At 69.3% G+C, this 25,680-nt stretch carries 12 protein-coding genes; 2 read left to right on the top strand and 10 right to left on the bottom strand.

Annotated elements, in window-relative coordinates:
* The first annotated feature begins 110 nt into the window (after positions 1 to 110).
* Positions 111 to 2,180 (top strand): carbohydrate-binding module family 20 domain-containing protein, encoded by a 2,070-nt coding sequence (locus tag OG933_RS30970; protein ID WP_405630075.1) that lies wholly within the window; start codon positions 111 to 113, stop codon positions 2,178 to 2,180.
* A 57-nt stretch (positions 2,181 to 2,237) separates the two neighbouring features.
* On the opposite strand, the gene OG933_RS30965 is transcribed toward OG933_RS30970, so the two are convergent.
* From OG933_RS30965 to OG933_RS30920, 10 genes are all read right to left on the bottom strand, one after another.
* Positions 2,238 to 3,614 carry an alpha-amylase family protein gene (locus OG933_RS30965; RefSeq protein ID WP_362528178.1) on the bottom strand — a complete coding sequence of 459 codons (1,377 nt, stop codon included), beginning with the start codon at positions 3,612 to 3,614 and terminating at the stop codon, positions 2,238 to 2,240.
* Positions 3,615 to 3,830: 216 nt separating this feature from the next.
* On the bottom strand, positions 3,831 to 6,209 hold the full coding sequence (locus OG933_RS30960) for a sensor histidine kinase (RefSeq protein ID WP_405630073.1): 2,379 nt from the start codon (positions 6,207 to 6,209) through the stop codon (positions 3,831 to 3,833).
* Positions 6,206 to 9,424 (bottom strand): hypothetical protein, encoded by a 3,219-nt coding sequence (locus OG933_RS30955; protein WP_362528182.1) that lies wholly within the window; start codon positions 9,422 to 9,424, stop codon positions 6,206 to 6,208. The genes OG933_RS30960 and OG933_RS30955 overlap by 4 nt, the downstream gene beginning before the upstream one ends.
* The gene (locus OG933_RS30950) at positions 9,421 to 13,110 is read right to left on the bottom strand and encodes an AAA domain-containing protein (RefSeq protein ID WP_405630070.1); all 3,690 of its coding nucleotides are present in this window, start codon (positions 13,108 to 13,110) and stop codon (positions 9,421 to 9,423) included. The genes OG933_RS30955 and OG933_RS30950 overlap by 4 nt, the downstream gene beginning before the upstream one ends.
* A gap of 45 nt (positions 13,111 to 13,155) precedes the next feature.
* A complete protein-coding gene (locus tag OG933_RS30945; protein ID WP_362535757.1) occupies positions 13,156 to 17,397 on the bottom strand; it encodes a hypothetical protein in 4,242 nt (1,413 codons plus the stop codon).
* A gap of 42 nt (positions 17,398 to 17,439) precedes the next feature.
* Positions 17,440 to 18,879, bottom strand: coding sequence for a lipase/acyltransferase domain-containing protein (locus tag OG933_RS30940; RefSeq protein WP_362535759.1), 1,440 nt, complete (start codon positions 18,877 to 18,879; stop codon positions 17,440 to 17,442).
* A 129-nt stretch (positions 18,880 to 19,008) separates the two neighbouring features.
* On the bottom strand, positions 19,009 to 20,697 hold the full coding sequence (locus OG933_RS30935; RefSeq protein ID WP_054237988.1) for a glycoside hydrolase family 13 protein: 1,689 nt from the start codon (positions 20,695 to 20,697) through the stop codon (positions 19,009 to 19,011).
* Between the two features lie 200 nt (positions 20,698 to 20,897).
* Positions 20,898 to 21,800, bottom strand: a complete 903-nt coding sequence (locus OG933_RS30930) for a sugar ABC transporter permease (protein WP_405630066.1) — start codon at positions 21,798 to 21,800, stop codon at positions 20,898 to 20,900.
* 13 nt (positions 21,801 to 21,813) lie between these two features.
* Entirely contained in the window at positions 21,814 to 22,818 is a 1,005-nt protein-coding gene (locus tag OG933_RS30925) for a carbohydrate ABC transporter permease (protein ID WP_020126748.1), read from the bottom strand.
* Between the two features lie 115 nt (positions 22,819 to 22,933).
* The gene (locus OG933_RS30920) at positions 22,934 to 24,205 is read right to left on the bottom strand and encodes an extracellular solute-binding protein (RefSeq protein WP_362535764.1); all 1,272 of its coding nucleotides are present in this window, start codon (positions 24,203 to 24,205) and stop codon (positions 22,934 to 22,936) included.
* A gap of 398 nt (positions 24,206 to 24,603) precedes the next feature.
* On the opposite strand from OG933_RS30920, the gene OG933_RS30915 reads away from it, so the two are divergent.
* Complete coding sequence (locus OG933_RS30915) at positions 24,604 to 25,638, top strand: LacI family DNA-binding transcriptional regulator (protein ID WP_020126750.1); 1,035 nt, start codon at positions 24,604 to 24,606, stop codon at positions 25,636 to 25,638.
* Positions 25,639 to 25,680: the final 42 nt, after the last annotated feature.

The raw sequence follows: 25,680 nt of genomic DNA, 5'->3' as shown, positions 1-25,680 counted from the left end.
CTCACAGCAAGAACTTTCACTAATGCCTTGACGGGCCGTTCTCAACTGCCCCACTCTCACCCCTTGTTGAAACCCGAACCCCCCCGAGGAAACCCCTTTCGGAGCCGCAGATGACCATCAGAGACCACCCCCCGGGCGTCCTACGGCGCACCGCGAGTGCCGCGGCCGCCGCCGCACTGGCCCTGGCCGGAGCGATCGCCCTGCCCGCAGGACCCGCCCACGCGGACGCCACGACCTCCGGCGACGTGATCGCCAACCTGTGGGAGTACAACTGGAACTCCGTCGCGTCCGAGTGCACCGACGTGCTCGGTCCGGGCGGCTACGGCGCGGTGTGGGTCGCCCCGCCCGCCGAGTCCCTCAAGCAGTCCAGCTACTACTGGTGGGACGTATACCAGCCGTACTCCGCCGCCCTGAACGGCCGCTTCGGAACGGCGGCCCAGTTCGCGTCGATGGTCACGGCCTGCCACGACGCGGGACTCAAGGTCTACACGGACGCCGTGATCAACCACACCGCCGCGCAGACCGGCGTCGGCTACAACGGCACCACGATCACGAACAAGTACGACACCCCGGACTGGGACCCGGACGACTTCCACACCTCGGCCGAGTGCAACGACTCCGACCTGATCATCGACGACTGGTCGAACCTGAGTGAGATCCAGAACTGCGAACTGCTGGGCCTGCCCGACCTGGAGACCGAGGACGACGACGTGCGCTCGGGCATCGCCGCCCACCTCAACAAGCAGATCGCCCTGGGGGTCGACGGATTCCGCATCGACGCCGCCAAGCACATCCCGGTCGCCGACCTGAACGCGATCTGGGCGAAGCTCGACAACACGGCCTCGGGCGCCGACCCGTACGTCTTCCAGGAGGTGTACCCGGGCTCGACCCCGGCGGCCTCCGACTACTACTCCTCGGGCGACGTCCTGGACTTCACCTACGCGAGCAGGCTGAAGTCGGCGTTCCAGGGGAACGTGAGCGACCTGTCCTCCCTGGAGAGCGGCGGTGTCCTCCCGGCCGCGAACTCGGTGTCCTTCGTGACCAACCACGACACCGAGCGCAACGGGCTGCACATGAGCTACAAGGACGGCGACACCTACCGGCTCGCCAACGTCTTCGAGCTGGCCTACAAGTGGGCGACCCCGACGATCTACTCGGGCTTCGAGTGGTCCTCCTCCGACCAGGCCCCGCCGAACTCGAACGGCTTCGTCACGGACACGAACTGCTCCTCCGGCTGGTACTGCCTCCAGCGCGACACCGCGATCGCCGGCATGGTGAAGTGGCACAACGCGGTCGGCTCGGCGGCGGTCACCAACTGGACGACGAAGTCCTCGAACGTGATCGGCTTCGCCCGCGGGAGCAGCGGCTACATCGCGCTCAACAACGGTTCCTCGGCGGCCACTCACACCTTCGCCACCGGCATGGCCGACGGCACGTACGCGAACGTCGTCGACAACGGCGCGACGACGGTGACGGTCTCGGGCGGCAACGCCACGCTCACCGTCCCGGCGAAGAGCGCGATCGCCTTCCACGACGGCGCGTTCACCCCGTGCACCACCTGCGAGCCCGACGACGGCGGATCGACGTCCACGGTGACCGCGACCTTCAACGCGTACGCGCCGACGACGAGCGGCACGACCGTTCACGTCGTCGGCTCGATCGCCGCGCTGGGCGGCTGGGACACCTCCAGGGCCGTCCCGCTGTCGTCCGCCGGTTACCCGCTCTGGTCGGGGGCGGTGAGCGTGCCGGTCGACACGTCCTTCGAGTACAAGTACGTCAAGAAGGACTCGGCCGGGAACGTGACCTGGGAGTCCAACGCCAACAGAACCGCCACGAGCGCGACTTCGGCGCTCACCCTCGACAACTCCTGGAACCTGGCGAACGCGAGCGCCACCGACGTGACCTTCAACGTCACCGCGACGACGAGCCTCGGCACCAACGTCTACGTCGTCGGGTCCCTCGCCTCCCTCGGCTCCTGGAGCCCCGCCGACGCCGTCCCGCTGTCGTCGGCGTCGTATCCCACCTGGAGCAGGAAGGTGATCGTCCCCCGCAGCACCGCCTTCGAGTACAAGTTCCTCAAGAAGGACGGCTCCGGGAACGTGACCTGGGAGTCCGGCACGAACCGCGCCTACACCACCGGCAGTTCGGCCGGGTACTCCACGAGCGACACCTGGAAGTGAGCGGTCCCGGCCGCCACCGGAGCGCCGGTGCGCTCCGGTGGCGGCCGGGGAGGGAGCTCAGCAGCTCGACTTGCCCGCGTAGACCGCCAGCGCCGTGCCGGCGGCGAGGGTCGCCGTGAGCTGGCCCGAGCCGTTCACGGTCACGGTCGTGTTGTTCTGCACGTTGCAGTAGGTGCCGGCGGCGAGGGACGTCTGGTACGTCCGGCTGAGGGAAGCGCTCTCGTGGTTGATCGCGACATACCCCTTGGTGCCCCGCCCGAAGGCGATCGCGTCGCCCCCGTTGTCCCACCAGTCGGTCATCGCCGCACCCCGCGTGGCGTTGCGGAAGGCCACCATGCGCAGGATCTCCGGCCAGGCGTGCTGGCACTTCCAGCCGTTCTGCCAGCAGGCGCTCACGGCACCGCCGTCGGGCGGTCCGGCGTCCGCGTCCGACCACTCGTACCCGGAGTTGATGTCCGGGGACCCGTAGGGATACGCGAGCATGAAGACGTTGGCGAGCGTGTAGTTCGCGCCGTTCTTGTAGGTGAGGGTCGATCCGTTGCGCTCGGTGTCGTGGTTGTCGACGAACACCCCGGCGACGGAGCTGCTCAGGTATCCCCAGCCCTCGCCGTAGTTCTTCAGGTAGGCGAGGTTCTCGCTGTTGAAGACCCGCTTGAGGTCGTAGGCGTAGCGGAACTCCTGGACGTCCCCATTACCGGTGTACTCGGTCGGCTGGACGGCCTCTCCGCTGCCGTAGATGACCTCCTGCTTCCAGTACACGCCTGGGTTCGTCAGCCGCGACTTGATGTTGGCGAGGTCGGCGGTGTCGATGTGCTTGGCCGCGTCGATGCGGAAGCCGTCGACCCCGAGGGTGAGCAGGTCGTTCATGTACCCGGCGACGGTCTTGCGGACGTACTCCTCGCCGGTGTCCAGGTCGGCGAGACCGACCAGCTCGCAGTGCTGGACGTTCCAGCGGTCGGCGTAGTTGCTGATCTGGGAGGTGCAGTCGTCGAAGTCGTACGAGGAGTACAGGCCCGGGTAGTCGTACTTCGTGTACGACGAGCCACCGGTACCGGTGCCGCTGCCCGCCGACATGTGGTTGACGACGGTGTCGACGACGACCTTCACGCCCGCCGTGTGGCAGGTGTTCACCATGCTCTGGAAGGCCGCTCGGTCGCCCAGCCGGCCCGCGATCTTGTAGCTGACGGGCTGGTACGACGTCCACCACTGCGAGCCCTGTATGTGCTCGGCGGGCGGGGAGACCTGGACGTAGCCGTAACCGGCCGGGCCGAGGGTGTTGGTGCACTCCTTGGCGACCGAGGCGAAGTTCCACTCGAAGAGGACGGCGGTGACGTCCTTGGTGCCGGGCGGGGCGGCGGACACGGCTGTGGGGGCCATGACGACGGCTGCGGCGGCCAGGGCGAGGGCGCCCGAAAGGGGTCTGCTGCTTGCCATGTGGGGAAGTCCTTCTCCGTTGAAGGCTCTTGCTGAAACATTTCAGCAAACTTGCGGTGACGGAGATGTTAAAGGCCCGCTGCCTCAAAAGGCAGCGGGCCGTGTGAAGTTGATGCAAGAACTTTCAGAGGCGCCGTCAGACGGTCGTGGGAACCAGGCGTCCCTCCCCCAAGGTCTCCCTCGAGCAGCAACCAGGCGCAGCTCCTGGCGGCGCGTTCAGCCCATCTGAAGAATCAGTCGGAAGTGCGCGCCCTTCAGGATGGGGTGCCCATGAGAGCGTGCGGCCAGCACGAGGGCGCCATCCGCGGCTTCGGCAATGCGACGGGCTCGGTGCAGGCCACCTCCTCGGCCCTCGCCCCTGGTTGAACGGGCCGCGCGAAACACGAGATCTTCACGTCCTTCGGGATACGAGATACCGGGGCCGCTGTCGCGGACTTCCACGAGCCAGTCCTCGCCGGACTGTTCGACCTCGACCGAGACACGCCCGCCCTCCGAGTCGGCCAGCGCCTCGCCCGCGTTCGCCAGCAACTCGTACAGGACGACCTGGGCAGCCCGGCCACTGATCATCGCGACAGCCTTGGGGGGCGCGCTGAGTTCCATCTGCCGGCCTCGAAGGGCCTGCTGCCACAGACTCCGCATCTCACGGAGCAGGGGGACCAGGTCAGTGGCTCCGGCGACCTGCTGCTCGTCCACGGCGTCCTCAGCGGTGTGTCGCGCCAACCGGGCAAGCTTGTCGTCGAGGTCGGCCGCCGGGACGGAGTCGGCCAGGGCAGCCAGGTACTCGTCATATCCCGGGCTCAGCCCGTACCGGCGAGCCTCCCATTCGCGTACCGCTTGGCTCTCCTCCGCGGGCGCATCCTCCTCCGCGCGCTCGGCCCAGTCCCGCAGGGCTTCCTCCAGCCGCTGCCCCGCCCGGTCGCGCAGGGCGATCAGCACTCCGCACTGCCGAAGCCGTACACGATCCGCGGACGCCTCCTCGGCCAACCGAAGCCGGCCGAGGCACACCATGGCCGCACCGAGTGCGGCGACATCGGGGACCAGATCGGCCGCGTACTGGGTCTCCCGCATCAGCTCGTCCGCAGTGACGTCCTCGCCGACGGGTGCCGCCGAAAGCGCGGCCCAGAACGCGATCCGGGCACCGACAGACGGTCCCAACGGCCTGAGTACCGTGTCCTCGACGGCTGCCGTGAACTGTCGGTGCTGACTCCACCGCGGCAGCCAACCCGGGCCGCCTGCGGCCAGGGCCTGCCGCTCGGCCAACGCTTCGAGGAACAGGGTGAGCAGCGCCGGATCCCAGCCGGTCGCGGAGGCGAGGGTGTCGGCGACGGTGATACCGCCGAGGCCGGTCAGGTCGAGAATCCAGCGCAGTGTCATCCACCACGCGCCCTCGTCCGGCCCCAAGAGCTCCGCCAGTTCGTCCGCCGTGGCACCGGCGAACATCGCCAGCGGCCACTGCCGTCCCAGCACGCGCAGCAGCGCGGTGGACCGTCCTGTACGCAGGGTGGCCAATTGGAGCAGGGATCGCAGGTCGAGCACCGAGCACCGGCCGCGATCCGCCCGGGGCTCAAGACACGGGCCGACCGCAGCGAACGGAGGCACCTTGTTCATGCCTTCCGGCTCGCGGGTCTCGGGCCCTCCGATGAACAGATCCAGATTGTCCCGCGGCCGGAAGCGGGCCGTCTCCGGGTCGGCGAAGACCCGTGACACGGTCGTGAGATATCCGCCCTGGACCTCGTCAGGTCTCGTCTCCTCCGTGTCCTCGGGGAACAGGAAGGCGTTGAGCGCTGTCGTGAAGCCCTGTGCGGCGACGAAACCGCCGTCGGACAGGGAGTAGTACGCCTCAAGCAGATGTCTGGCCGAGTCGTCGGCCGGTGCCCAGTCGCGGTAACGCACCTGCCGCTGCTGCTGAACAGGGTCGAGATGCCATTCCAGGAGCCGCTCCGGGGAGACCTCCAGATTCCAGGCGGGCAGGGCGGGTACGCGTTCCGGGCCAGGGCTCCGCGTACCGTCGTCGATCTGGCGAGCCGCGGCCCGCAGCAGCCCATCCTTGATCAGCGCACGGCTCGACTGCGCCCAGGCGAGATCGGTCGCACCCTGGGCCTCCTTCTCCGCCAGCCTGGCACTGAGACGCTCGCGGCCGGCGTCCAGCCCGGTCTCGATCGTATTCCTGGCAGTGTTCAGCAACCGCTCGGTCTCAGGCCAGGACACAGCGCATCGCCGTTCCAGTTCCGCCCAGTCCAACTCGGGCGGGAGAGGCAGGTCGGCCACCTCCGCCAGCTGCTTCAGGACGGCGAAGCGGGATCTGAGCTCTTCCTGAAGCTCATGTTGGCGTGCCGTGATCCGGTGCCTGTTCTGGGCGGGTTCACCGAGCGGGCCGTTCTCCAGAAGGTACTCGGCGGCTTCCAGTTGCCCCTCGCGCAGCAGGCTGTCGAAGACCGACCGTTCGTCGTCGTCCTCGGCAATGCCGCGCAGTACGGCATCGGTCAGGAACGCGTCGTCCAGCCGTTCGGGGTCGCGTAGTGCCACGGCCAGCCGACCGAACCGGAAACGGCCCGGCCAGCGGGCCAGCAGATCGTGCAGGGGGTCGGCAGTCATGTGCGCACCCTCGCCCACTGGGCCACCGGCTCCAGTCGCTGCAACAACGCCAGTGCCGGATACCGGTAGGGCGGCGTGAGGATGTCCGCCTCACTGAACAGGCCGTCCCAGAGGCGGGCGGTCACCAGGGCGTAGTCCCTCACGCCATCAGGGACCCGCTCATCGGAGTGGGCTCGGCTCACGGCAGCGGCCGACAGCAAACGGGCCTCCCGGACCAGTTCCTCGATGCGGTGCAGATGTGACATCTGCTTGCGCCACTGAATGGGTTCCTCTCCGGCCTGCGAGACCAGCTTGTCCACATGACGCCGAACGTTCACCGGAAGGCCGTGCCCCAGATCATGGCGCAGATCCGGGTCTCCGGTCGCCGCGTCGATACGGGTGAGGATGCCGTCCGGGGCGAACATTCCGTCATGCCATGCCTGTCCCGAGTCGAAGTTGAAGCGCTGGCGACGGCGCCGTATCTCGTCGATCGTCCGGGTCAGCCGCACCCAGCCCTCCTCCACATCGGCTGCGCTCATGACCGTGGCCAGTTGAGCCGCGAACGTGACGAGCGGCAGACCTCGCCCGTCAGGCAACGGCAAGTCCATAGTGGCTTGCGCCAATTCCCCCCATTGCGACGACAGGATGCCCCGGTGCAGATCGATCAGTTGCCGCCCTGAGGGCCCACCCCACAGGAGCAGTTCGGCGAACCCCCCTACGGCCGCGACCCCTTGTTCCCGCTCGTCCTCGACTTCCAGGGCGCAGGTCTCCAAAGTGCTGCCCACCGGACCGAACTCGAGCGGCAGGGCCACCGTGCACACCGCCGCACCCAGGGCCGAATCGCCGTTCGGCAGCATGCGCCCGACCAGCGCCGCCTCGAAGAACGCGTGCCGTCTCCAGGCGTCCCCGACCAGCCAGCGGCACCAGCGCTCGCGATACACCGACGGCACTCGGTCGCCGAAGCGCAGCAGCGTGGCGGCGCCCCGGCGGAGATCCGTGGCGGAGACGTTGCGCTGCTCCCAGACCTCCAGGACCCGCCAGGGGTCGTCGAGGTCGCGCAGAATCGTTCGCAGCACCTCACCGTGCCCGCCCTCGCCGTGTGCCTGGCGCGCCATCACCAAGGCTCCGTAGGCGACGGCGGCGCCGTCCGTGACCGGCGGATCGGTGGACGCGTCCGGTCCGGGCACCTCCTGCTCCTGCTCGACACCGAGGCGGCGGAGCAAGTCGGTGACGAACCGGGCACTGTGCACCCGTACCCCCAGCTGGCTGGCGGTTCCGACGCCTTCGGCACGAGTCGTTGCCCGCCCCAACGGGGCGAAACTGCCCAGTTGGACGGTGTCGTCGCAGGCAACCAGTCGCACGCCGGAACGCCGCCGGTGCACGGTGACGCCGCGCGTCCCGTCGATCAGCTTGGTGAAGGCCTTGACGGCGTCGGAGTCACGGACCGGGGTGGGCTGCACCAGGTGAACCGCGACGCCGTGCTCGGCGCGCTCCCGCAGGGCGGCCGCGACACGTTCGGTCGCCGCCCGGGGGCTGATGCGATCGTCGGCGAGAACCAGTCGGCCTACCGCGCCGTGCAGTGTCTGCCAGAGGAACTCCTCGTGGACCCGGTCCTCCACCACCTCCACGCCGGGCGCCTCGTCCGTGGCCTGCCGTACCACCCGGGCGAGCGCGATCCGGTGCTCGCGCCAGCTCGCGGCCCAGATCTGGAGCATCTCCGGAGTGTCGTCGGCGGGCCCCGGCGGCAGCGGGGTCTCGGCGATCTCGAAGATGTCGGATTCGACCTCGTCGACCGCGGGGAAGTCGTCATGACGGGCCAGGACGCCCAGCCGTTCGGGAGCGGCGAATGCGGCCCGGCGGACCCACAACAGCAGGTCCACGACGCACTCGGGCGCCCCGGGGCCGTACTTCGACGGTTCGATCAGCAGTCCCGTCATCCGGCCGCCGACACCGCTGACGAGGTCGAGGGGACCGTACGCGCCGACGTAGGCCCGTACGTTGTCCTGGATCACCAGGCAGGCCGCGGTGCGCACACTGGACGAGGAGAGCAGGACCCGCTTGGGATACTTGGCGGCCAGCTCACTCAGGGCGGTGCGCACCGCGGGATCGAGCGAGTCGTTGATCGTCCGGCCCCAGGAGACGACCAGCCGGACCCCCCGTTTGAGCATCGCGTGCAGGGCCGGCAGCAGCCCGCTCAGGGTGGAGTAGCGAATCGACGGGGAGACGATCACGACCTGCTTGCGCGCCTGGGCCAGCAGGTCCTTCAGCACCCACTCGTGCCCCTGGGCATTCTCGATCGGCTCCAGCTGGGCCCGCGCCTGGAGCAGCGCCCGCAGCCGCTGCTGGATCTGCCGGCCGACATCCTCCATGGCCTTCTGCGCCTGTGCGGTGTTCTTGGCCTCGACCCGTGACAGCTTCTCGGCCTGGGCCGCGAGACGGGCCAGGAGCTGCGGTACGCCCTCGGGTTCGAGCAGGCCCCGACTCGCCTTCCCCCGCAGTGCCCGCACCAGCCCGCTGTCGGACTGTTCGTCGCCGAGTCGGGCGAAGTACTCCTGGAAGCGGGCCTCCGCACGAGCGTTCCAGAACCGCTTGCCGGGATCGGCCACGGCCACGGTCAGCCGGCCACTGTCCTGGTCGGACTGGACCTGGACGCCGACGGTGTACCAGCGGATGTCGTCGGGCGGTGCGAGGAGCGGGTTGCCGAAGCCGACGTTGAGTATGCGGCGCCGGTAGCCGGGGCCGCCGCCGTACCGGGTGGCCGCGCGGACCGCGGCGAGCAGGTCGCGCGGCGGCAGGTCCGCCGCCTTCAGCCGGTGGTCGACAGGAGCGCGCAGGGCACCGGCCGGCGCCTTGGCGCTGCCCTCCCGCTCGACGAAGAAGCTTCCGGTGATGGGCTCGTAGAGATACTGCCGGGTCTCCGACATCCCGTTCTCCACAGCCTCCGAGGTGCCGGCCCCGGCCCCGAGGCCGTCGCGGCCACCGTCGCTCAGTTCGAGATCACCGCTGTGCAGGTCGATGGAGACCAGCCCTCGTCCCCACAGCGACGCCACCACGTCGAGCACCACGCGGTACGGCAGGACGAACAGGTCGGCCAAGTCCTTGACCTTGGTCAGTCCGGTGCCGATGGCCTTGGTGACGAGCGTCTCCAGTCGGGTGGCACCGTCCTCGGGACCGACCTCCATCTTCAGCGTCAGCACCCGGCAGGGGAGCGCCAGTTGGACCACTTCGTTCATCATGAACCCACCTCGTCGGCAGAGATCACGGTGCCGTAGTGGCGCAGTACCTTGGCGACGGTTGCCCAGTGCTCACCGCCGTATGTGGTGAAGTGCTGGAGGTTGCCCACCACGATCAGCAGGCGTTGGGCGCGGGACATCATGACGTTGATCAGCTCACGACGGCCGACGTGTCCCATGTTGCGTTCGATGCTGGCGCCCGGCACGGCCGTGCTGCGCACCAGGGAAACGATCACGCGATCCGCCTCCCTGCCCTGGAAGGCGTGCACGGTGTACTCGCGGCCGCGCAACGAGTCCCGGCCGCCGAGCAGTTCCAGCTGTGCCTTGTAGGGGGTCAGGATCGCGAGACTGTCGTCGGCGTCGAGTTGGTCGGACGGGGCGGAGAGCGGCTTCAGCAGCTGGGCCAGCCGGTCCACGAGATCCACCTCGCCCGGGTTGCGCCATCGTGGTTCGTCACCGAATCCCTCGCAGCCGCTGGTGTCGACCCACACCAGCGGGCGGCCGCGGAGGAACCCGGGCGCGGTCAGCCCGTGCGGCTTGTGCTTCTCGGTGTTGAGGAAGCTGACGGGCATCCCGATCTCCTCGACGGCCGGTACCTTGGGGTAGAAGGCACGGCTGACCGGCTCGGCGATGGTCTTGTCCATACGGAACTGGTTCTCGATGCGCCCCACCGCGGAGTCGGCCTGTTGGTAGTCCTTCGCCGTCTTGCCCACGAAGACCTGCTTGAACAGCCGTAGGGCGCCGAGATGCCCGTCCTTCTGCTCGTACTCCATGGCGACCAGCGGGTCGGGGTGGTTGCGCAGGGAGGTCAGGAAGGCCTCCAGCTCCTCCTCGCGGTGCGGACCGAGCTGGAAATGGTCACCGATGAGGGTCCAGCGCACGCCGAGGACCAGCGGGACGATGATCTCGGTGGACCAGGCCTTGGCGGCCTCCTCGACGATCACCCAGTCGAACAGGTCCTTGGGGTCCCATCGGCCGTCGTTGACGATCGCCGCGATGGAGCAGGTGGCGAGGATGACGCTGGCCCCGCTGCGGATCCGGTCGCCGAGTTCGATCTGGTCGGAGGTGATGTGCTCCAGCCACTGCTTGGCCAGCTCGCGGCGCGGATCGTCCTCCTTCAGCGGGACCAGGCGCTCGAGGTCGATGCCCCACTCCTCGGCGAGTTTGAGGAGATCCTCGGTGTACGGCCTGTCGGCGTAGGGCGGCTGTTCGTACTCCTTCCGGTCGAGCCGGGCCTGGAGCAGCCGGGTGGATGCGTCGCGGACGGTTCTGGTCAGGTGGGTGAGCGTGTGCGCCCGTACCAGGGGGTCACGGACCTCGTCCTCCTTGCCCGCCGCGGTCTCACGCAGGATGAGCGTGCGCGGCCCCTGCTGTTGGATCAGCTTGCGGGCCAGGCCGTCGAGAGTGTGGTTGGACTGCGATGTGACGAGGATCCGCGCGCCCTGCTCCACGGCCAGGTTGCGCCGCACGGCGGCGGCCGTCAGCGTCGACTTTCCGGAGCCGGGCGGTCCCTGGAGGGCGAAGAAGGGGTGCGTGCCCAGCAACCGCTCGATGAGTTTGCGGGAGGCGCCGTCGAACTCCACTTCACCCGGGAACGGTCGGCTGTCGATCCAGCGGCCACGCCCCAGGTCGAACGAGAAGGGTGCCCGCAGGGACTCGATCAGCAGCGGATGGACCCGCAACTGTTTGAGGGCGCGTTCCTGCCGGTCGAGTTGGGGGCCGGTGCCGGCGTCGTCGGTATGCCGGATCCAGCCCGTCTGCGGAATGGATCCGCCGCCCTGCACGGTGACGCGGATGGTGTCGGCGTCGACCTGCTCCCGGAAGACGGCCGTCACGCCCGTACCGCCGAAGTACGGTTCGCGGCTGGAGCCGCGGCGTACGACGTTCAGCACCGTGGCCTTGCCGTCCCGCTCACTGTGCAGAGAGGTGAAGAAATCCCCGAACCGGGGCCGACGCCGCTCGTCGAGGGCGTAGGCCGACAGCATGGGGGAGGCGTGCCGGCGTTCGGCGTCGGCCGTTTCGTCGAACTCTATGGTGACCGTGCCCTGGCGCTGCCCTACCGTGCGGAAGGGATAGGAGCGTGACTTGAGCACGACATGCTGGTAGCCGAGAAGGAATTGCAGGGAGCGCAGGTACATCTCGTTGAGCGTGTCGATCTTGGCGCCCGCGCGCACCGCCTCTTGGAGGTCGGTCCATGGGCGGTGTCCGCGGACGGCTCCGGAGAGGTCCTGTCCGGGCCGGAAGGGGATGACCTTGAGGCCGCCCTCGATCTTGCGCCTCCGCTGGTTCGTCACCAGTTCCAGGGTGATGTCCTTGTCCCGTAGGTACTTGATGAGGAGGACCTCTTCGAAGTGCTTGCGCTCGGTCGACATGGGGACGGGGTCGAAGAGGACGGCACAGAACCAGACCGCACGCTGCCCGATCAGCACCCACTCCGCTTCCTTCAGGGTGTCGTCCGGCCCGGTGGCGTAGCCCAGGGCACCGCGCGGGGAGTGGACCAGTTCGGCCTCGGCGAGTTCGTGCTCCAGGAAGAACCGCAGTTCCTCCTGTCCGGCCTGGGTGGCCGGGGAATGCTGGATCCACTTCCGGTCCTCGTGGAGCATCTGCACGCTCCAGTCCGGCAGGAAGGCCACCAGTCGGGGGGTCTTCTGGTCCGGTGCCGCCCAGTGGCCGCGGATGCCCTGCCAGTGTGTCTCCAGGTGCTTGGCCGCCTCATAGGCGTTCCACCGGCTCTTCGGGTGGGTCTCCAACATGCGGCGTAGGGCCTGGGTCAGTTCCGCAGGCAGATCGGCGGAGGGCAGGTGGGAGACCATCGCGCGCTGGAGCCGGCCCAGAGCGGCCTTGCGATCTGTCGGCAGGGCCTGCTTCACCTGGGCATACTGCTCCGGCAGAACGTCGGGTACGGGGCCGCAGAACCACTCCCACACGGTGGCCGCCAGCCCGAAGATGTCCGTGCTCACCCAGTCCCGTCGCACGCTGGTGTGCTCGTCGAACAGGTACGAATGCAACTCGGGTGCCAGAAAGGCGAGATGACGCTCGGGCTCGATGCCGACGGGAGCGGTGTAGAACTGGCGGACCTCGTCGGCGTTGTCGGGCCCACTGCCCGCGCCCACGGTCCGGATGACATTCCCGATCAGCGTGCTCATCTCGAACCGGGAGAGGATGATGGCGACCTCGTCCGGGTCCTTCGCCATGTCGATGACATGGGTCGTGAGTGAGCCCGCGGTGAGGTTGCGGTGGATGATGCCCGCCGCGTGCAGCTCCTTGAGAGCGTCGAGCAGGATGCTGAAGTGCTCGAAGGCCCTGACGGGGTTGCGCTTGGCCCAGGCGACGGTGCGGTCGATGTCGATCGGCCGGCCACGCTCGCGGGTGAGGGTGAAGGCGATGTCCTCGCTCGGGACGAACTTGCCCATGGCGATCTGCGGCAGCGCGGGATGGTTGAGCGCACCCACCCGCAGCAGGTTGCGAGCGGTGTGTTCCCACAACTCGCCTGCGAGGCCTGTGATGTGACGGAATACCGTGAGCTCGTACGTGTCGTGCCGATCATCGGCGTCCGTACGGCGGTTCAAGGTCGCGCGGACCAGGCGCTCCGGAACGACGACCTCAGGTTCCCTTTCGAGCGTGTAGCCCTCGAACTGCGCGTTCTCACTACAGAAAAGCCGTTCTATGAGCGCTTTGCACTCTTCCACCTCATTCACCACGCCCCGCCCCCTTTCGACGTCGGATCAGCATTCTCAGGCGACATCCGACGGTCTGTCAGCCCATTCGGCAAACGGCTCTCGGGCCTCATCCGCCACGTCCGCGTCCGGTGGCCCGGTGCCGGCCCACCTGTGTGGGTCGAGGGCGAGGGCGAGGATCCCCTCATGGGTCCCCACCGCCACTACGTTCGCGTCCAGTGCGGCCAGGGCGTGGCAGCGCAGCCCCAGCCGCACCGTGTGCAGCAGCCTCGTGCCTGTGGTGTCCCAGACCTGGAGAACGCCGTCCGGGCTCGCGGAGACCAGCGTCTGCTGTCCGGTTCCGGAGTCTCCGACGGCCGCCAGCGCGGCCACCCGCCCCGGCCCGGTCGTGAGCATCGGGATCCACGGCCCCTCGGGGGCACCGGACCACCAGACGCGGTGGCCGCCGTCGCCCACAACGGCCAGCGCCGTCCTGTCACCACGGGGAATCACCGTCATCGTGGTGAACGGCCCGGTCAGCCCGGTGCCGACACACCAGAGCGGGGTTCCGGTGCCCGCATCCCAGGCGCACAGGTCGCCTGCGGCGGTGAGCGCGGCGAAGGCGGGCTGTCCGTCGGCGAGTCGGAGCCCGGCCATGAACTGCACCCGAGACCCTGCCGTAAAAGCCACATCGAGCTGCGCCCAGCGGCCGGTGGCGCCCCTGAGTCGGACACTCCCGTCGACATGCGCCGTCGCCAGCAAAGGTGCGCCGTCCGCGGCGGCAAGCGACGCCATGGCCACGACGGGACTGTCCGGCTTCGGCCCGGCGTGGCGGGCGCCCTCGGCCGCTCCGAAACCGGCGACGCTGCCGTCGGCGTACGCCACACACAGGGTGCCGCCGGCCTCCGTGAGAGCGCGCACCGCGGACGACAGGCCGGCCCTGTATCCGTCCACACATCGTCCCATCGGGTCCCACAGCCGCACGGTGCCGTCCTGACCCGCCGTCGCCAACACCACTCCGCTCTCCGCATCGGAGTACGCGGCCACCGTGAACACCGGCCCGTCGTGCCCGATCAACCGGCCCAACTCCGCCTTCCCCCGCGGATCCCACAGCCGCACGGTGCCGTCCTGACCCGCCGTCGCCAACACCACCGCGCCCTCCGCATCGGAGTACGCGGCCACCGCGAACACCGGCCCGTCGTGCCCGATCAACCGGCCCAACTCCGCCTTCCCCCGCGGATCCCACAACCGCACGGTGCCGTCCTGACCCGCCGTCGCCAACACCACCGCGCCCTCCGCATCGGAGTACGCGGCCACCGCGTACACACCCGACGCGTGGCCCTGCCAGCTGGCGACCGATCGGCGGCGCCCCCGCCGCCACACCAGTACCCACCCTTTTCCGTCCACGGTGACGAGCCGTTCGGACTCGCCGTCCGCCTCAGGCTGCGGGTAGACACTCATGCCGTGTACCGGCCCATGGTGGCCGGTCAGGGCAAGGGAGGACTCGCGGCCCTCGGCGGGGTCGAAAAGCCGCACCCGGCCCTGGAGATCACCGACCGCCAGTTTCCCGGCGAACGGCGCCATGGCCCGTACGGCATCCCCCTCCAGCGAGTACGCCCTGGCCGCCGGGCGTCCGGTCGCCATGTCCCACAGCCGCAGGGTGCGGTCGTCCCCGGCCGCGGCGAGCCAGTCCGTGTCGTCCGTGCCGCGCAACGGGGCGAGCACCCACTGCGAACCGTCCTGTGCACCGCCGCGCAACGCGGGTGTTGTCTCCAGACCGGTGCTCAGGTCCCAGGCACGCACCACACCGGCGTCCCCGGCACCTACGAGCAACTGACGGCCGTCGTCCCCGCGGGGCAGCACCCGCAGCGCCCGCATCGGAACCTGGAGGTCGGCGAGTGTCACGTGCGGAGCGTGGAGCGTGAGGGCGGCCCACCGGACCGTCCAGGCCGCCACCGGCCCCTCATGGCCGGCGAGGGGCGCAGCGGGCGCGGCACCGGTCGTCCGCCACGTCCCGAGTTCGCGCAGCCCCCTGCGATCCTCCGGCCCCGAGATCACGCCCAGATGAGCGGTGGCCAGTGCCCCGGTGATGACAGAGGGAAGCGCGGCGAGTTCCGCGCCGGACCGCAGCACGGCGCTGGTCAGCGCCGCCGGGTCGAGGTGGTCCAGCACCCCCGTGTGAGCGGCCAACGCCCGCCATCCCTCGGCGCCCGCCTCGGCGGCGTGATCGGCCAGGTGGCTCACGAGATAGGGATGCGGCCGTGGCACGGCCGTCATCCCCCCGTCCTTCGACGCGGCCAGTCCGGTCAGGGCGGTGACGATGCGCAGCCGGTCGCTCGCCGGCCGCGCCGGGGAACCCTCGGGTGCTCCGGCGCTCTCGAGGAGAAAGTCACGGAAGCTGCGGTGCGCCAGCCGGTAGACGGCCTGGCCGTCCTCGGCGTCCATCATCACGTACGGTGCCGCGGCCTGTGCCACGACCTCCAGGAGTCCGGCGTCCACGACCGTGTCGTTCAGGGCCGACGCGACCGTGGCCCAGATCCGTTCGGCGCGGGGCAGCCCGTGGCCGCGGGCGAAGGCCAGCGCACGCAGGACCGCGATACTTCCCGGCAGCGTGACCCGCAGCCGTGCGACTACGGCGGCGAACAGCCACCGGTGGTCCTTGCTGAGCAGACCGGCCAGGTCCTCCCGTCTGCTGTCGAGCAGCAGCGAGGGATCGGCGATGATCTCGTGCACGGCCAGCGACGCATAGAGGAAGTCGCGCTCGGTCCCCGGACCCGGGGCGCAGATCAGGGCACCGACGCGCTGCACGGCCGCCTCCATGTCGAGGTCGAGGTGCTGGAACGCCGCTCGTTCGGACAGCAGTGCCTCGCGCACGTAGATTGAGAGGTCCTGCGGATCCGGGGTCAGGCGGAGCGTGTCCTCCTCGTCGGTTGCGCATCCCAAGGCGTTGAGCAGGTCCTCGGTCACGGCCCCCGGTACGTCGAGGGTGTCCGCGGACGAGGGCCTGGTGCCGACCACGACCCGGACGCCGCTGAGCGCGCCCAGCGCCCGCAGCAGGTCGGCCAGCCGGTTCGGGTCGGAGGACGCGTCCAGTGCGTCGGCGAACAGAGTCCGGGGCTCGTGAAGCGTGCCGACCTCGTCCAGGAAGGCACGGATTCGCTCGTCGTCATGGACGGTGTCCGGCGGGACCGGAACGGCGAACACCTGGGCCAGTTGCCGGACGATCTGGCGGACCGAAGCGCCGGTCAGGTTGAGAAAGGCATCGGCCCGAGGCCGCGGAACGTCGTCGGGCCATGGCTCGTGTCGCGGTGCGCGGCCGGCCGGAGGCGGTACTTCGGGCCGACCGGCCTGTAAGAGGATGTGCCCCAGCAGCGCGGACTTGCCGCACCCGGGCGGCCCGGTCACCGCCAGCACCCCGTGGTCGGCGGACGCCAGCCAGGCGGCGATCCGGTCACGCGCCTGGGCCCGGCCCACGAAGAACCACGAAAGCTCGCCGCCGGGGAAGCCGGTTCCCAGCGGAGCGAGCGGGGTGGAGACCGCCCGGTCGGCAGTCACCTCCGGCGGCCGCGGCGACGGCAGCTCCCGCCGCGGTCTGGCGTAATCCTCCAAGGTCATGATCACGGGGCCGACCGCCCGGCCCCGGCGGACCACATGTTCGTCCCCCTTGAGAAGGCACAACACCTGGCCGGGTGACAGCAGGTCCTGGATACGCTGTGCCAGGTCTCTGAGACGGATATGGCTGTAGTTGTCGGAGAACTCGGCCAGCACCGTGGTGAGCACTTGGCGGATCGAGGCGACGTAGCCCCTGCCCTGGTCAGCCCCCGACCCGATCAGCAGGAGGCGGACGGCGGCCCGCTCCCGTAGCACGTGCGAGAGCAAGAGGTCGACGAACCGGGCGGCACCGCAGGCTTCCACGACCACCACCGCCCAGCAGTCCTCCTCCCGTGCCCTGCCTCGAAACTGGCTCACGAGGTGCCGGCACAGATCCTCGGGCGTGATGTGGTCGTCCTCGCCGTCGGCACCGTTGCCGCGCACGGCGAGCGACGCGCTGTCCTGGTTGGACTCGCCGTGGCCGAACCACAGAAGCATGGAATTGCGCGGAGGATTCGCCCTGGACCACTGCCGCAGGCGGACCTGGGTGGCGGCGAGATCACGGTCCTCGCCCTCCCAGGCCCGGTGCTCCCCGCCCCACCTGCCGAGCAACTCGGCCACGGCGTCCGCCTCCGCCACGACCTCGCCCACCTCACCGAACCGGCGAGCGTCCACGTACTGGTCCATCGGCAGGGTGACGATGGAGAAGCCCTCGTCCTGTTCGTCCATTCGGCCGGCCCCCGTGTTCGTCCGATCTCTTCGCCCCGCCCGTCAGGCCACCATGACCAGCCGGGTGACCGGGTCACTGCCGCCGCCCACCTTCACCCGGTACAGACCGGCCTCGTCGAGCAGCACCCGGTCGCTGAGCAGACCCTCCGAGCCCGGTACCGGGGTCAGCAGCGGTCGGCGCACCGGCTCTTGCGGGCCGACGATCTCGGCGTCCTCCACCACACAGCTGACCCACGCCGGATCCTGCTCGGTGCGCACCACCACGTCGAACGCGGTTCCCAACGGGACCCGGTCAGGGGTGTCGAGTCCCACGTCGGTACCGCCGAGCCGGGCACCGCGCCGTTCCCCGACGAGCAACCCGTGCGCGAAGTCCAGAACCGACGTGGTGACGGCGAGGGCGGCATGCTGCTGGGCCACGGGATAGGTGTCCACCTCACCGTGAGTGGTCGAGTAGCGGTACACCGTTCCGTCGCCACCGTGGTCGATCTCGACAAGCCGGCCGATCTCGTCGCGGAGGAGTTCGTCGTCGTCGTGCCGGTCGAAACCGAGGTGAAGGGTCTCTACCATCCCGTCGCGGATACGGAGCGACTGCGTGGTGCTCTGCGCGGTGCCCTCCACGATCCGGTGGCCGGGCAGCACAGCCCGCTCCAGACGTGCGTGCAACGCGAAGGAATCACGGGCCAGTTCACGGTCCCCCCCGGTGCTCTCCACGTCGCCCGGCGTCAAAGCGACCACGTCGTCCCCCGAGACGAGACAGCGGTAGCTGGGGAGCAGGTCGTGCAGACCGGGCAGGGTACGCGCCAGCTGGGACAGGTTCTTCGCCGGCAACCCCAGCATGCCGCGCCCGGTGTTGAGCATCTCCATCGCCTTGACGGCGCCGTGGAACGGGGTACCGATCGTGAGGACGGCGCGGACATCGTCCACGGCACCGGGGATCAGCGACAGTGCCGCGGTCAGCAGACCGCCCATGGAGTGCGCGACGAGGACGATGCGCGCCGGCCGCTGGTCGGGGGCTCCGGCACGAGCACTGACACAGTCCGGGTGCGCCCGCCAGGCGGTGAGGTGCCGGTCCACCTTCTCGGCCAGCAACTTCGCGTTGTGCTCGACGGGAAGACGCCAGTCGTATCCGAACTCGGCGACGGCGTCGGGGTGGACGACTGCCGTGCGCAGACTCTTGACGAGCGGCGTGTACGGCTCGAATCCGTCGGTCAGCGGCATCCAGGCCGGCGTCCGGAGCAGCCGGCCGGGCACCACGCGGCCCAGGCGACCCGCCCGCTCCTCCTCGGTGAACGCGAGCGCGTCCATGCCCTTCTCGAGGTCCCAGCGGGCCGCGTACTCAGCCGCTTTGGACATGCCCCAGAGCAGACGCCCCGTCTCCGCTTCGTACAACTCCGTGCCCATGATGCCCGGTACGACCAGAACGGCGTCGTGCGTGCGTCCCGGCCGCACCGGGGGCCTGCCCCAGGCGATCGCTGAACTCATGACACGAATTTACTGGATGGACTTGCAACGAGATGCGGACTTGCTCAGGTCTCGTACCCCGGCTCAAGTCTTGCCGCACGTAAGTAGGCCCGCCGCTCGGTGGCCGAGCGGCGGGCCTTGCGTCCGCCGTCAGGCCGTCGTGAACCACACCGTCGTGTCCGCCGGAAGCTTGGCCTCGCCGGCGTCCGTCTCGGTCACCTCGTCGCTCGCGAGCAGCACCCGCCCGTACGCCGGGGTCGTCACCGACTCCCCCGTGGTGTTCGCCACGCACACGAACTCCCCGCGCCGGAAGGCCAGTACGCCCGCCGGGGCCTTCAGCCACTCCACCGAGTCGCCCGCGCCCAGGTCGGGCCGCGAGCGGCGGATGCCGAGGGCCGAGCGGTACAGCTCCAGCGTCGAACCGGGCACGCCCTGCTGTGCCTCCACGCTCAGCTCGCCCCAGCCGGACGGCTGGGGCAGCCAGCTGCCGCCGTCGCCGAAGCCGTACGACGAGCCCTCGCGCGTCCACGGGATCGGGACCCGGCAGCCGTCACGGAAGCCGTCCTGGCCGGCGCCGCGGAAGTACGCCGGGTCCTGGCGCACCTCGTCGGGCAGGTCGACGACGTCCGGCAGGCCGAGCTCCTCGCCCTGGTAGACGTACGCCGAGCCGGGCAGCGCCAGCATCAGCAGCGTGGCCGCCCGCGCCCGCCGCAGACCGGCCTCGCGGTCGCCCGCCGTGCGGATCTGGGTGCCGAGGCCGGGCGGGTTGGCGAAGCGGGTGGCGTGCCGCGTCACGTCGTGGTTCGACAGCACCCAGGTGGCGGGGGCACCGACCGGGCGCATCGCCTCCAGGGTGCGGTCGACGACCTCGCGCAGCTGCTCCGCGTCCCACTCGGTGGACAGGTACTGGAAGTTGAAGGCCTGGTGGAGCTCGTCGGGGCGGACGTAGTTCGCGGTGCGCTCGACGGTCGGGGTCCAGGCCTCGGCGACGAAGATGCGCTCGCCCGAGTACTCGTCGAGGATGAGTCGCCACTGGCGGTAGATCTCGTGGACGCCGTCCTGGTCGAAGAACGGCATGACATCGTTGCCCAGCAGCTTGAGTTGGTCGTGGGCCCCGAGGTCCGGCAGACCCGCCGCCTTGACCAGGCCGTGGGCCACGTCGATACGGAAGCCGTCGACGCCCATGTCCAGCCAGAAGCGCAGGACGGAGCGGAACTCGTCCCCCACCGCCGGGTGTTCCCAGTTGAAGTCGGGCTGCTCGGGGGCGAAGAGGTGCAGGTACCACTCGCCGGGGGTGCCGTCCGGCTCCGTGACCCGGGTCCAGGCGGGGCCGCCGAAGATGGACTCCCAGTCGTTGGGCGGGAGTTCGCCGTTCGCACCCTTGCCGGTCCGGAAGTGGTAGCGGTCCCGGAGGGAGGAGCCGGGGCCTTCCCTGAGCGCCCGCTTGAACCACTCGTGCTGGTCGGAGGAGTGGTTCGGGACGAGGTCGACGATGATCCTCAGGCCCAGTTCACGGGCGTCCCGGATCAGCGCGTCGGCGTCGAGGAGGTTGCCGAACATGGGGTCGACCGCGCGGTAGTCGGCGACGTCGTAACCGGCGTCGGCCTGCGGGGAGGCGTAGAAGGGGCTGAGCCACACGGCGTCCACACCGAGGTCGCGCAGGTACGGGAGACGGGAGCGTACGCCTTCCAGGTCGCCCATGCCGTCGCCGTTGCTGTCGGCGAAGCTGCGCGGGTACACCTGGTAGATCACCGCGTCCCGCCACCAGTCACGGCGCTTGGCGACGGTGGCGACAGCCGAGGTGGAGGTGGGGGCCGGGGCTGCGGGCTGCTGGCTCATGGCGTCCTTGGTACGTAACGGAGTTGCTGACATGGAGTGTTGGGGCTCGGCTTCGTTGTCGAGGGCGAGTGGTCTCGAGGCGGATCGACGAGGCGAGTCGATGAGACGGGTGGATGAGGCGGCCGCGGTGCCGGCGGGGTCGGATGGACACCGCGGCCGCCACCCGCGCGCCTGACGGCGCGCGGGAGTCTCGTACCGGCTCAGCCCTTCGTGCCGCCCGCGGTGAGGCCGGTCACCAGGTTCTTCTGCACGAGGTAGAAGAACACGGCGGCGGGTATCGCGATCAGCACCGCCGTGGCGGCCATGAGGTTGCGCTGGGCGTCGTGCTCGCTGACGAAGGACTGCAGACCGACGGCAAGGGTGTACTTGTCGTCGCTCAGCATGAACGTCGACGCGAAGGCGACCTCGCTGAAGGCGGTGAGGAAGTTGTAGAAGGCGGCCACCGCGAGACCGGGCTTGGCGAGCGGCAGGATCAGCCGGAAGAAGGTGCCGAACGGGGTGAGCCCGTCCACGCGTCCCGCCTCGTCGATCTCGAAGGGGATGGTGTCGAAGTACCCCTTGAGCAGCCAGGCGCTGTACGGGATGACCGTCGTGCAGTAGACGAGGATCAGGCCGAAGTAGTTGTCGATGAGCTGCAGGTCCGAGAGGATCTGGTACATCGGCACCATCAGCACGGCGACCGGGAACATCTGGGTGACCAGCAGCACCCACATGAACTTCTTGTAGCCCGGGAAGCGCATCCGGGAGACGGCGTAGCCGGTGGTGGCGGCGATGAGCACGCCGATGGCCGTGGTGCCGAGCGTGACGATGAGCGAGCTCTTCAGCCAGTCGAAGAACTGCGTGTGCTGGAGGACGAACGTGTAGTTGTCGAACGTCATCTTGTCCCAGATGCCGCCCGGGTGCAGATAGTCGTCCGTGTCCGGGCCGAGGGACAGATAGACCAGCCAGGCGATCGGGAAGAGCGCGATGACGCTCGCGACGAGCAGGACGCCGTGCGAGGCGAGGGAGCCGACGAGGGTGTTCTCGCCGCGGCGCCGGGCGCGCGGGGTCTTGGGACGCTGCTCGCTCACGGGGGCGGAGGTCTCGGCGGTGGTGCTACTCATGGGAACTCCTGCCTCAGATCGCGAGCTGCTGCTCGTTGCGGTTCAGCCAGCGGCGGTAGAACGAGGTGAAGACGATCAGGATGGCCAGCAGCAGGATGCCGTAGGCGGCGGACTGGGCGAAGTCACGCGGCTGCTGTCCGAATCCGAGGTAGTACGCCCAGGTGACGAGGATCTGCGCGTCGGGGGCGGTGTTGCCGAACAGCAGGAAGATCACGGCGAACTGGTTGAAGGTCCAGATGATGCCCAGCAGGACGACGGTGGAGCTGACGGACCGCAGGCCCGGCAGGGTGACGTACCGGAAGCGCTGCCAGGCGCTGGCGCCGTCCATCTCGGCGGCCTCGTAGAGGGAGGCGTCGATGGCCTGGAGGCCGCCGAGCAGCGAGATCATCATGAACGGCACACCGCACCAGGTGTTGACCATGATCGCGGCGAACCGCTGCCAGAAGGTGTCCTCCAGCCACAGTGGCGAGGGCAGATGCAGGGCGTCGAGCGCGGAGTTGATGATGCCGCCGTCGGCGAGCATGAACCGCCAGCCGAAGACGGTGACGAACGTGGGCACCGCCCACGGCAGCACCAGGATCAGCCGGTACAGGGTCCGCCCGCGCAGCTTCTGGTTGAGCAGGAGCGCGAGACCCAGTCCGATGCCGTAGTGCAGGGCGACACAGGCCGCCGTCCAGACGATCGTCCAGATGAAGTGCGACCAGAAGCGGTCGTAGGCCGTCGGGCCCCAGAGGATGTCGGCGTAGTTGTCGAGGCCGATGAACTTGTAGGTGGCGTCGATGTGGTTGACGCCGATCGTGCGCGCGGTGTTCAGGCTGTTGGCGTCGGTCAGCGTCAGGTACAGGCCGTACACCAGGGGGTACAGCACGAGCACGCCGAGGACGACCGCCACCGGGGCGATCATCACGTACGCGTACCAGTGCTTCTGGTAGCCGCGCCTCAGGCGCCCGGCCGGCCCGGGCTTCGGCTCACGGTCACCGCGGCGCTTGCCGGTCGCGCGGTCGATGGCGACTGTCATGGTTCGACACCTTCTGGATCTTCACGCTGGATCTTCGACGGGGTGGTACTGCTCACAGGCAGGTGGCCGCCGGATCTCTCCCCCCATGTGTGGGAGATCCGGCGGCCACACCGGCTCACTTGCTGAAGTCCGGCACCAGCTTGGCGATGGCGGTCTCAGCGGTGCTCAGGCCCTTGTCGAGGGTCTCCTTGCCGCCCGCGATCTTGGGCAGTTCGGTGTCGAGCGGGCCCCAGAGGGAGCTGTACTCCGGCAGCGCCGGGCGCGGCTGGGCGGCGGACAGCACCGTCTGGTAGCCGGCGATGCCCGGGTCGGCCTTGACGGCGGCGGTGTAGGCGTCGTCCCGCGTCGGCAGCGTGGAGTTCTTCTGGGCGATGGTCGCCTGGCTCGCCGCCGAGGTCATGAAGTTGACGAACTTCAGCGCGGCGGCCTGGTGGGCCTTGTCCGAGCCGGCGTAGACCGAGAGGTTGTGGCCGCCGGTCGGGGCGCCCGCCTTGCCGGTGGAGCCGGCCGGGACGGTGGCGATGCCGAGGTTGTTCTTGTCCGTGAAGGCGGTGCCCTTGTAGAAGTTCGTGATCTCCCACGGGCCCTGGACGATCGCGGCGACCTTGCCGTTGACGAACGCGTCCTGGATGTGGGCGTACGCGTCGGCGGTGGTGTCCGCCTTGTGCAGGCCCTTGCCGTCGAAGAGGCCCAGCCAGGTGCCGTACGCCTTCTGCGCGGCGGCGGAGTTGACGGTGATCTTCTTGGCGTCGGCGTCGACGGTGTCGGTGCCCTCGCCGTAGAGGAAGGACTGGGCGTAGTAGGCCTGGGTGGAGCCCCAGTAGCCGTCGACGCCGGTCTTCGCCTTGATGGTGGCGGCGGCGGTCTTCAGGTCGTCCCAGGTCTTGGGGGCCTCGATGCCGGCCTTCGCGAAGAGCGCCTTGTTGTAGACCAGCGCGAGCGTGTCGGTGACGATCGGCACGCCGTACGTCTTGCCCTCGTACTTGGCCTGCTCGATCAGGTTCGACTTGAACTTGGCCTGGTCCTTGAGGGCCTCCGTGCCGTCCAGCGGCAGGAAGAAGCCCTTCTTGGCGAAGGCGGGGGTCCAGCCGACCTCGGAGCGCAGCACGTCCGGGGCGCCGGAGGCACCGGCGGCCGTGTCGAACTTGTTCTGCGCCTGGTCGAAGGGCACGTTGACGTACTTGACCTTGACGTCCTTGTTGGCGGCCTCGAACTGCTTGACCAGGGCCTGGTACGTCGGCGCCTCATTGGTGGCGTTGGAGGTGTCCCACCAGGTGATGGTGACCGGCCCGGACGAGTTGTCGCTGCCGCTGTCGTCCCCGCCGCAGGCCGTCGCCGCGAGGGCGAAGGACGCCACCAGCGCGGTGGCCGCTATGCCACGCCGCATGAGTTTCTCCTTGAGGGTGAGAGCCCGTTTAGCTGCAGGAAGCGGTCCCGTCCGCTGTCCTGCCGACTCCGACCGCGCCGTTGCTGCCGTCGGGCGACGTGAACGTAACAGCGATGTAAGCGGCACGAAAGACCTTGCAGAAAAAAAGTGCAAGACATCACCGAAGTTATCCGCACGTGATCCGTGCGTGACCTCCCCTCGACCGCCGTGAGACCGTAGTTGTCGCGGTTGAGGGGCCTCGCAGCGGGGCACGGAGCCGCTGTGCAAGACTCTGCAAGCTCTTGCCATCACTTTCATGAGGGAGCGCGATGACGCAGCAGCCCGCGGGCCGTTCAACAGGTCGCCCACGGCGTCCGATCGGTGTGCAAGTCAGCACCCGACCGGTACAGTCCACCCCTGTGACCACACGGCTTGCCGACATCGCTGCGCAGGCGGGGGTGAGCGAAGCGACCGTCAGCCGCGTTCTCAACGGCAAGCCCGGTGTCGCCGCCACCACCCGCCAGTCCGTGCTCGCCGCTCTGGACGTCCTGGGCTACGAGCGCCCTGTCCGGCTGCGCCAGCGCAGCGCGGGGCTGGTCGGCCTGATCACGCCGGAGCTGGAGAACCCGATATTCCCGGCCCTGGCCCAGGTCATCGGCCAGGCGCTGACCCGCCAGGGCTACACCCCGGTCCTCGCCACCCAGACACCGGGCGGCTCCACGGAGGACGAACTGACCGAGATGCTGGTCGACCGCGGGGTCGCCGGCATCATCTACGTCTCGGGCCTGCACGCCGACACCACGGCCGACATGCAGCGCTACGAGCAGCTGCGGGCGCAGGGCGTCCCCTTCGTACTGGTGGACGGCTTCTCCCCGAAGGTCCAGGCACCGTTCATCTCCCCCGACGACCGGGCGGCGATGACCCTGGCGGTCACCCACCTCGTCTCGCTCGGTCACACCCGGGTGGGACTGGCGCTCGGCCCCAAGCGGTTCGTGCCGGTCCAGCGCAAGATCGAGGGCTTCGTCAGGGCGGTCCAGGAACAGCTGGGCCTCAACCCCGAGACGATCGAGACCGACCTGGTCCAGCACTCCCTCTACACCCTCGAAGGCGGCCAGGCGGCGACCACGGCCCTGATCGACCGGGGCTGTACGGCGATCGTCTGCGCCAGCGACATGATGGCGCTGGGCGCGATACGCGCGGCCAGGCAGCGCGGTCTCGCGGTGCCCCAGGACATCTCGGTGGTCGGCTTCGACGACTCCCCGCTGATCGCCTTCACCGACCCGCCCCTGACGACCGTCCGCAAGCCGGTCCCCGCGATGGGCCAGGCCGCCGTCCGCACGCTCCTCGAGGAGATCGGCGGGACACCGGCGCCGCACAGCGAGTTCGTGTTCATGCCGGAGCTGGTGGTGCGCGGTTCGACCGCTTCGGCGCCCGGGGACCGCAATCGTCCGTAGGTCGGAGACGTCCGACTTCTCCCCGGTACGCCGGCAGTAGGC

This window comes from Streptomyces sp. NBC_00016 (assembly GCF_045040885.1).
GTDB classification, from domain to species: Bacteria; Actinomycetota; Actinomycetes; order Streptomycetales; family Streptomycetaceae; genus Streptomyces; species Streptomyces coriariae.
This window is presented reverse-complemented; position numbering and strand designations above follow the sequence as displayed.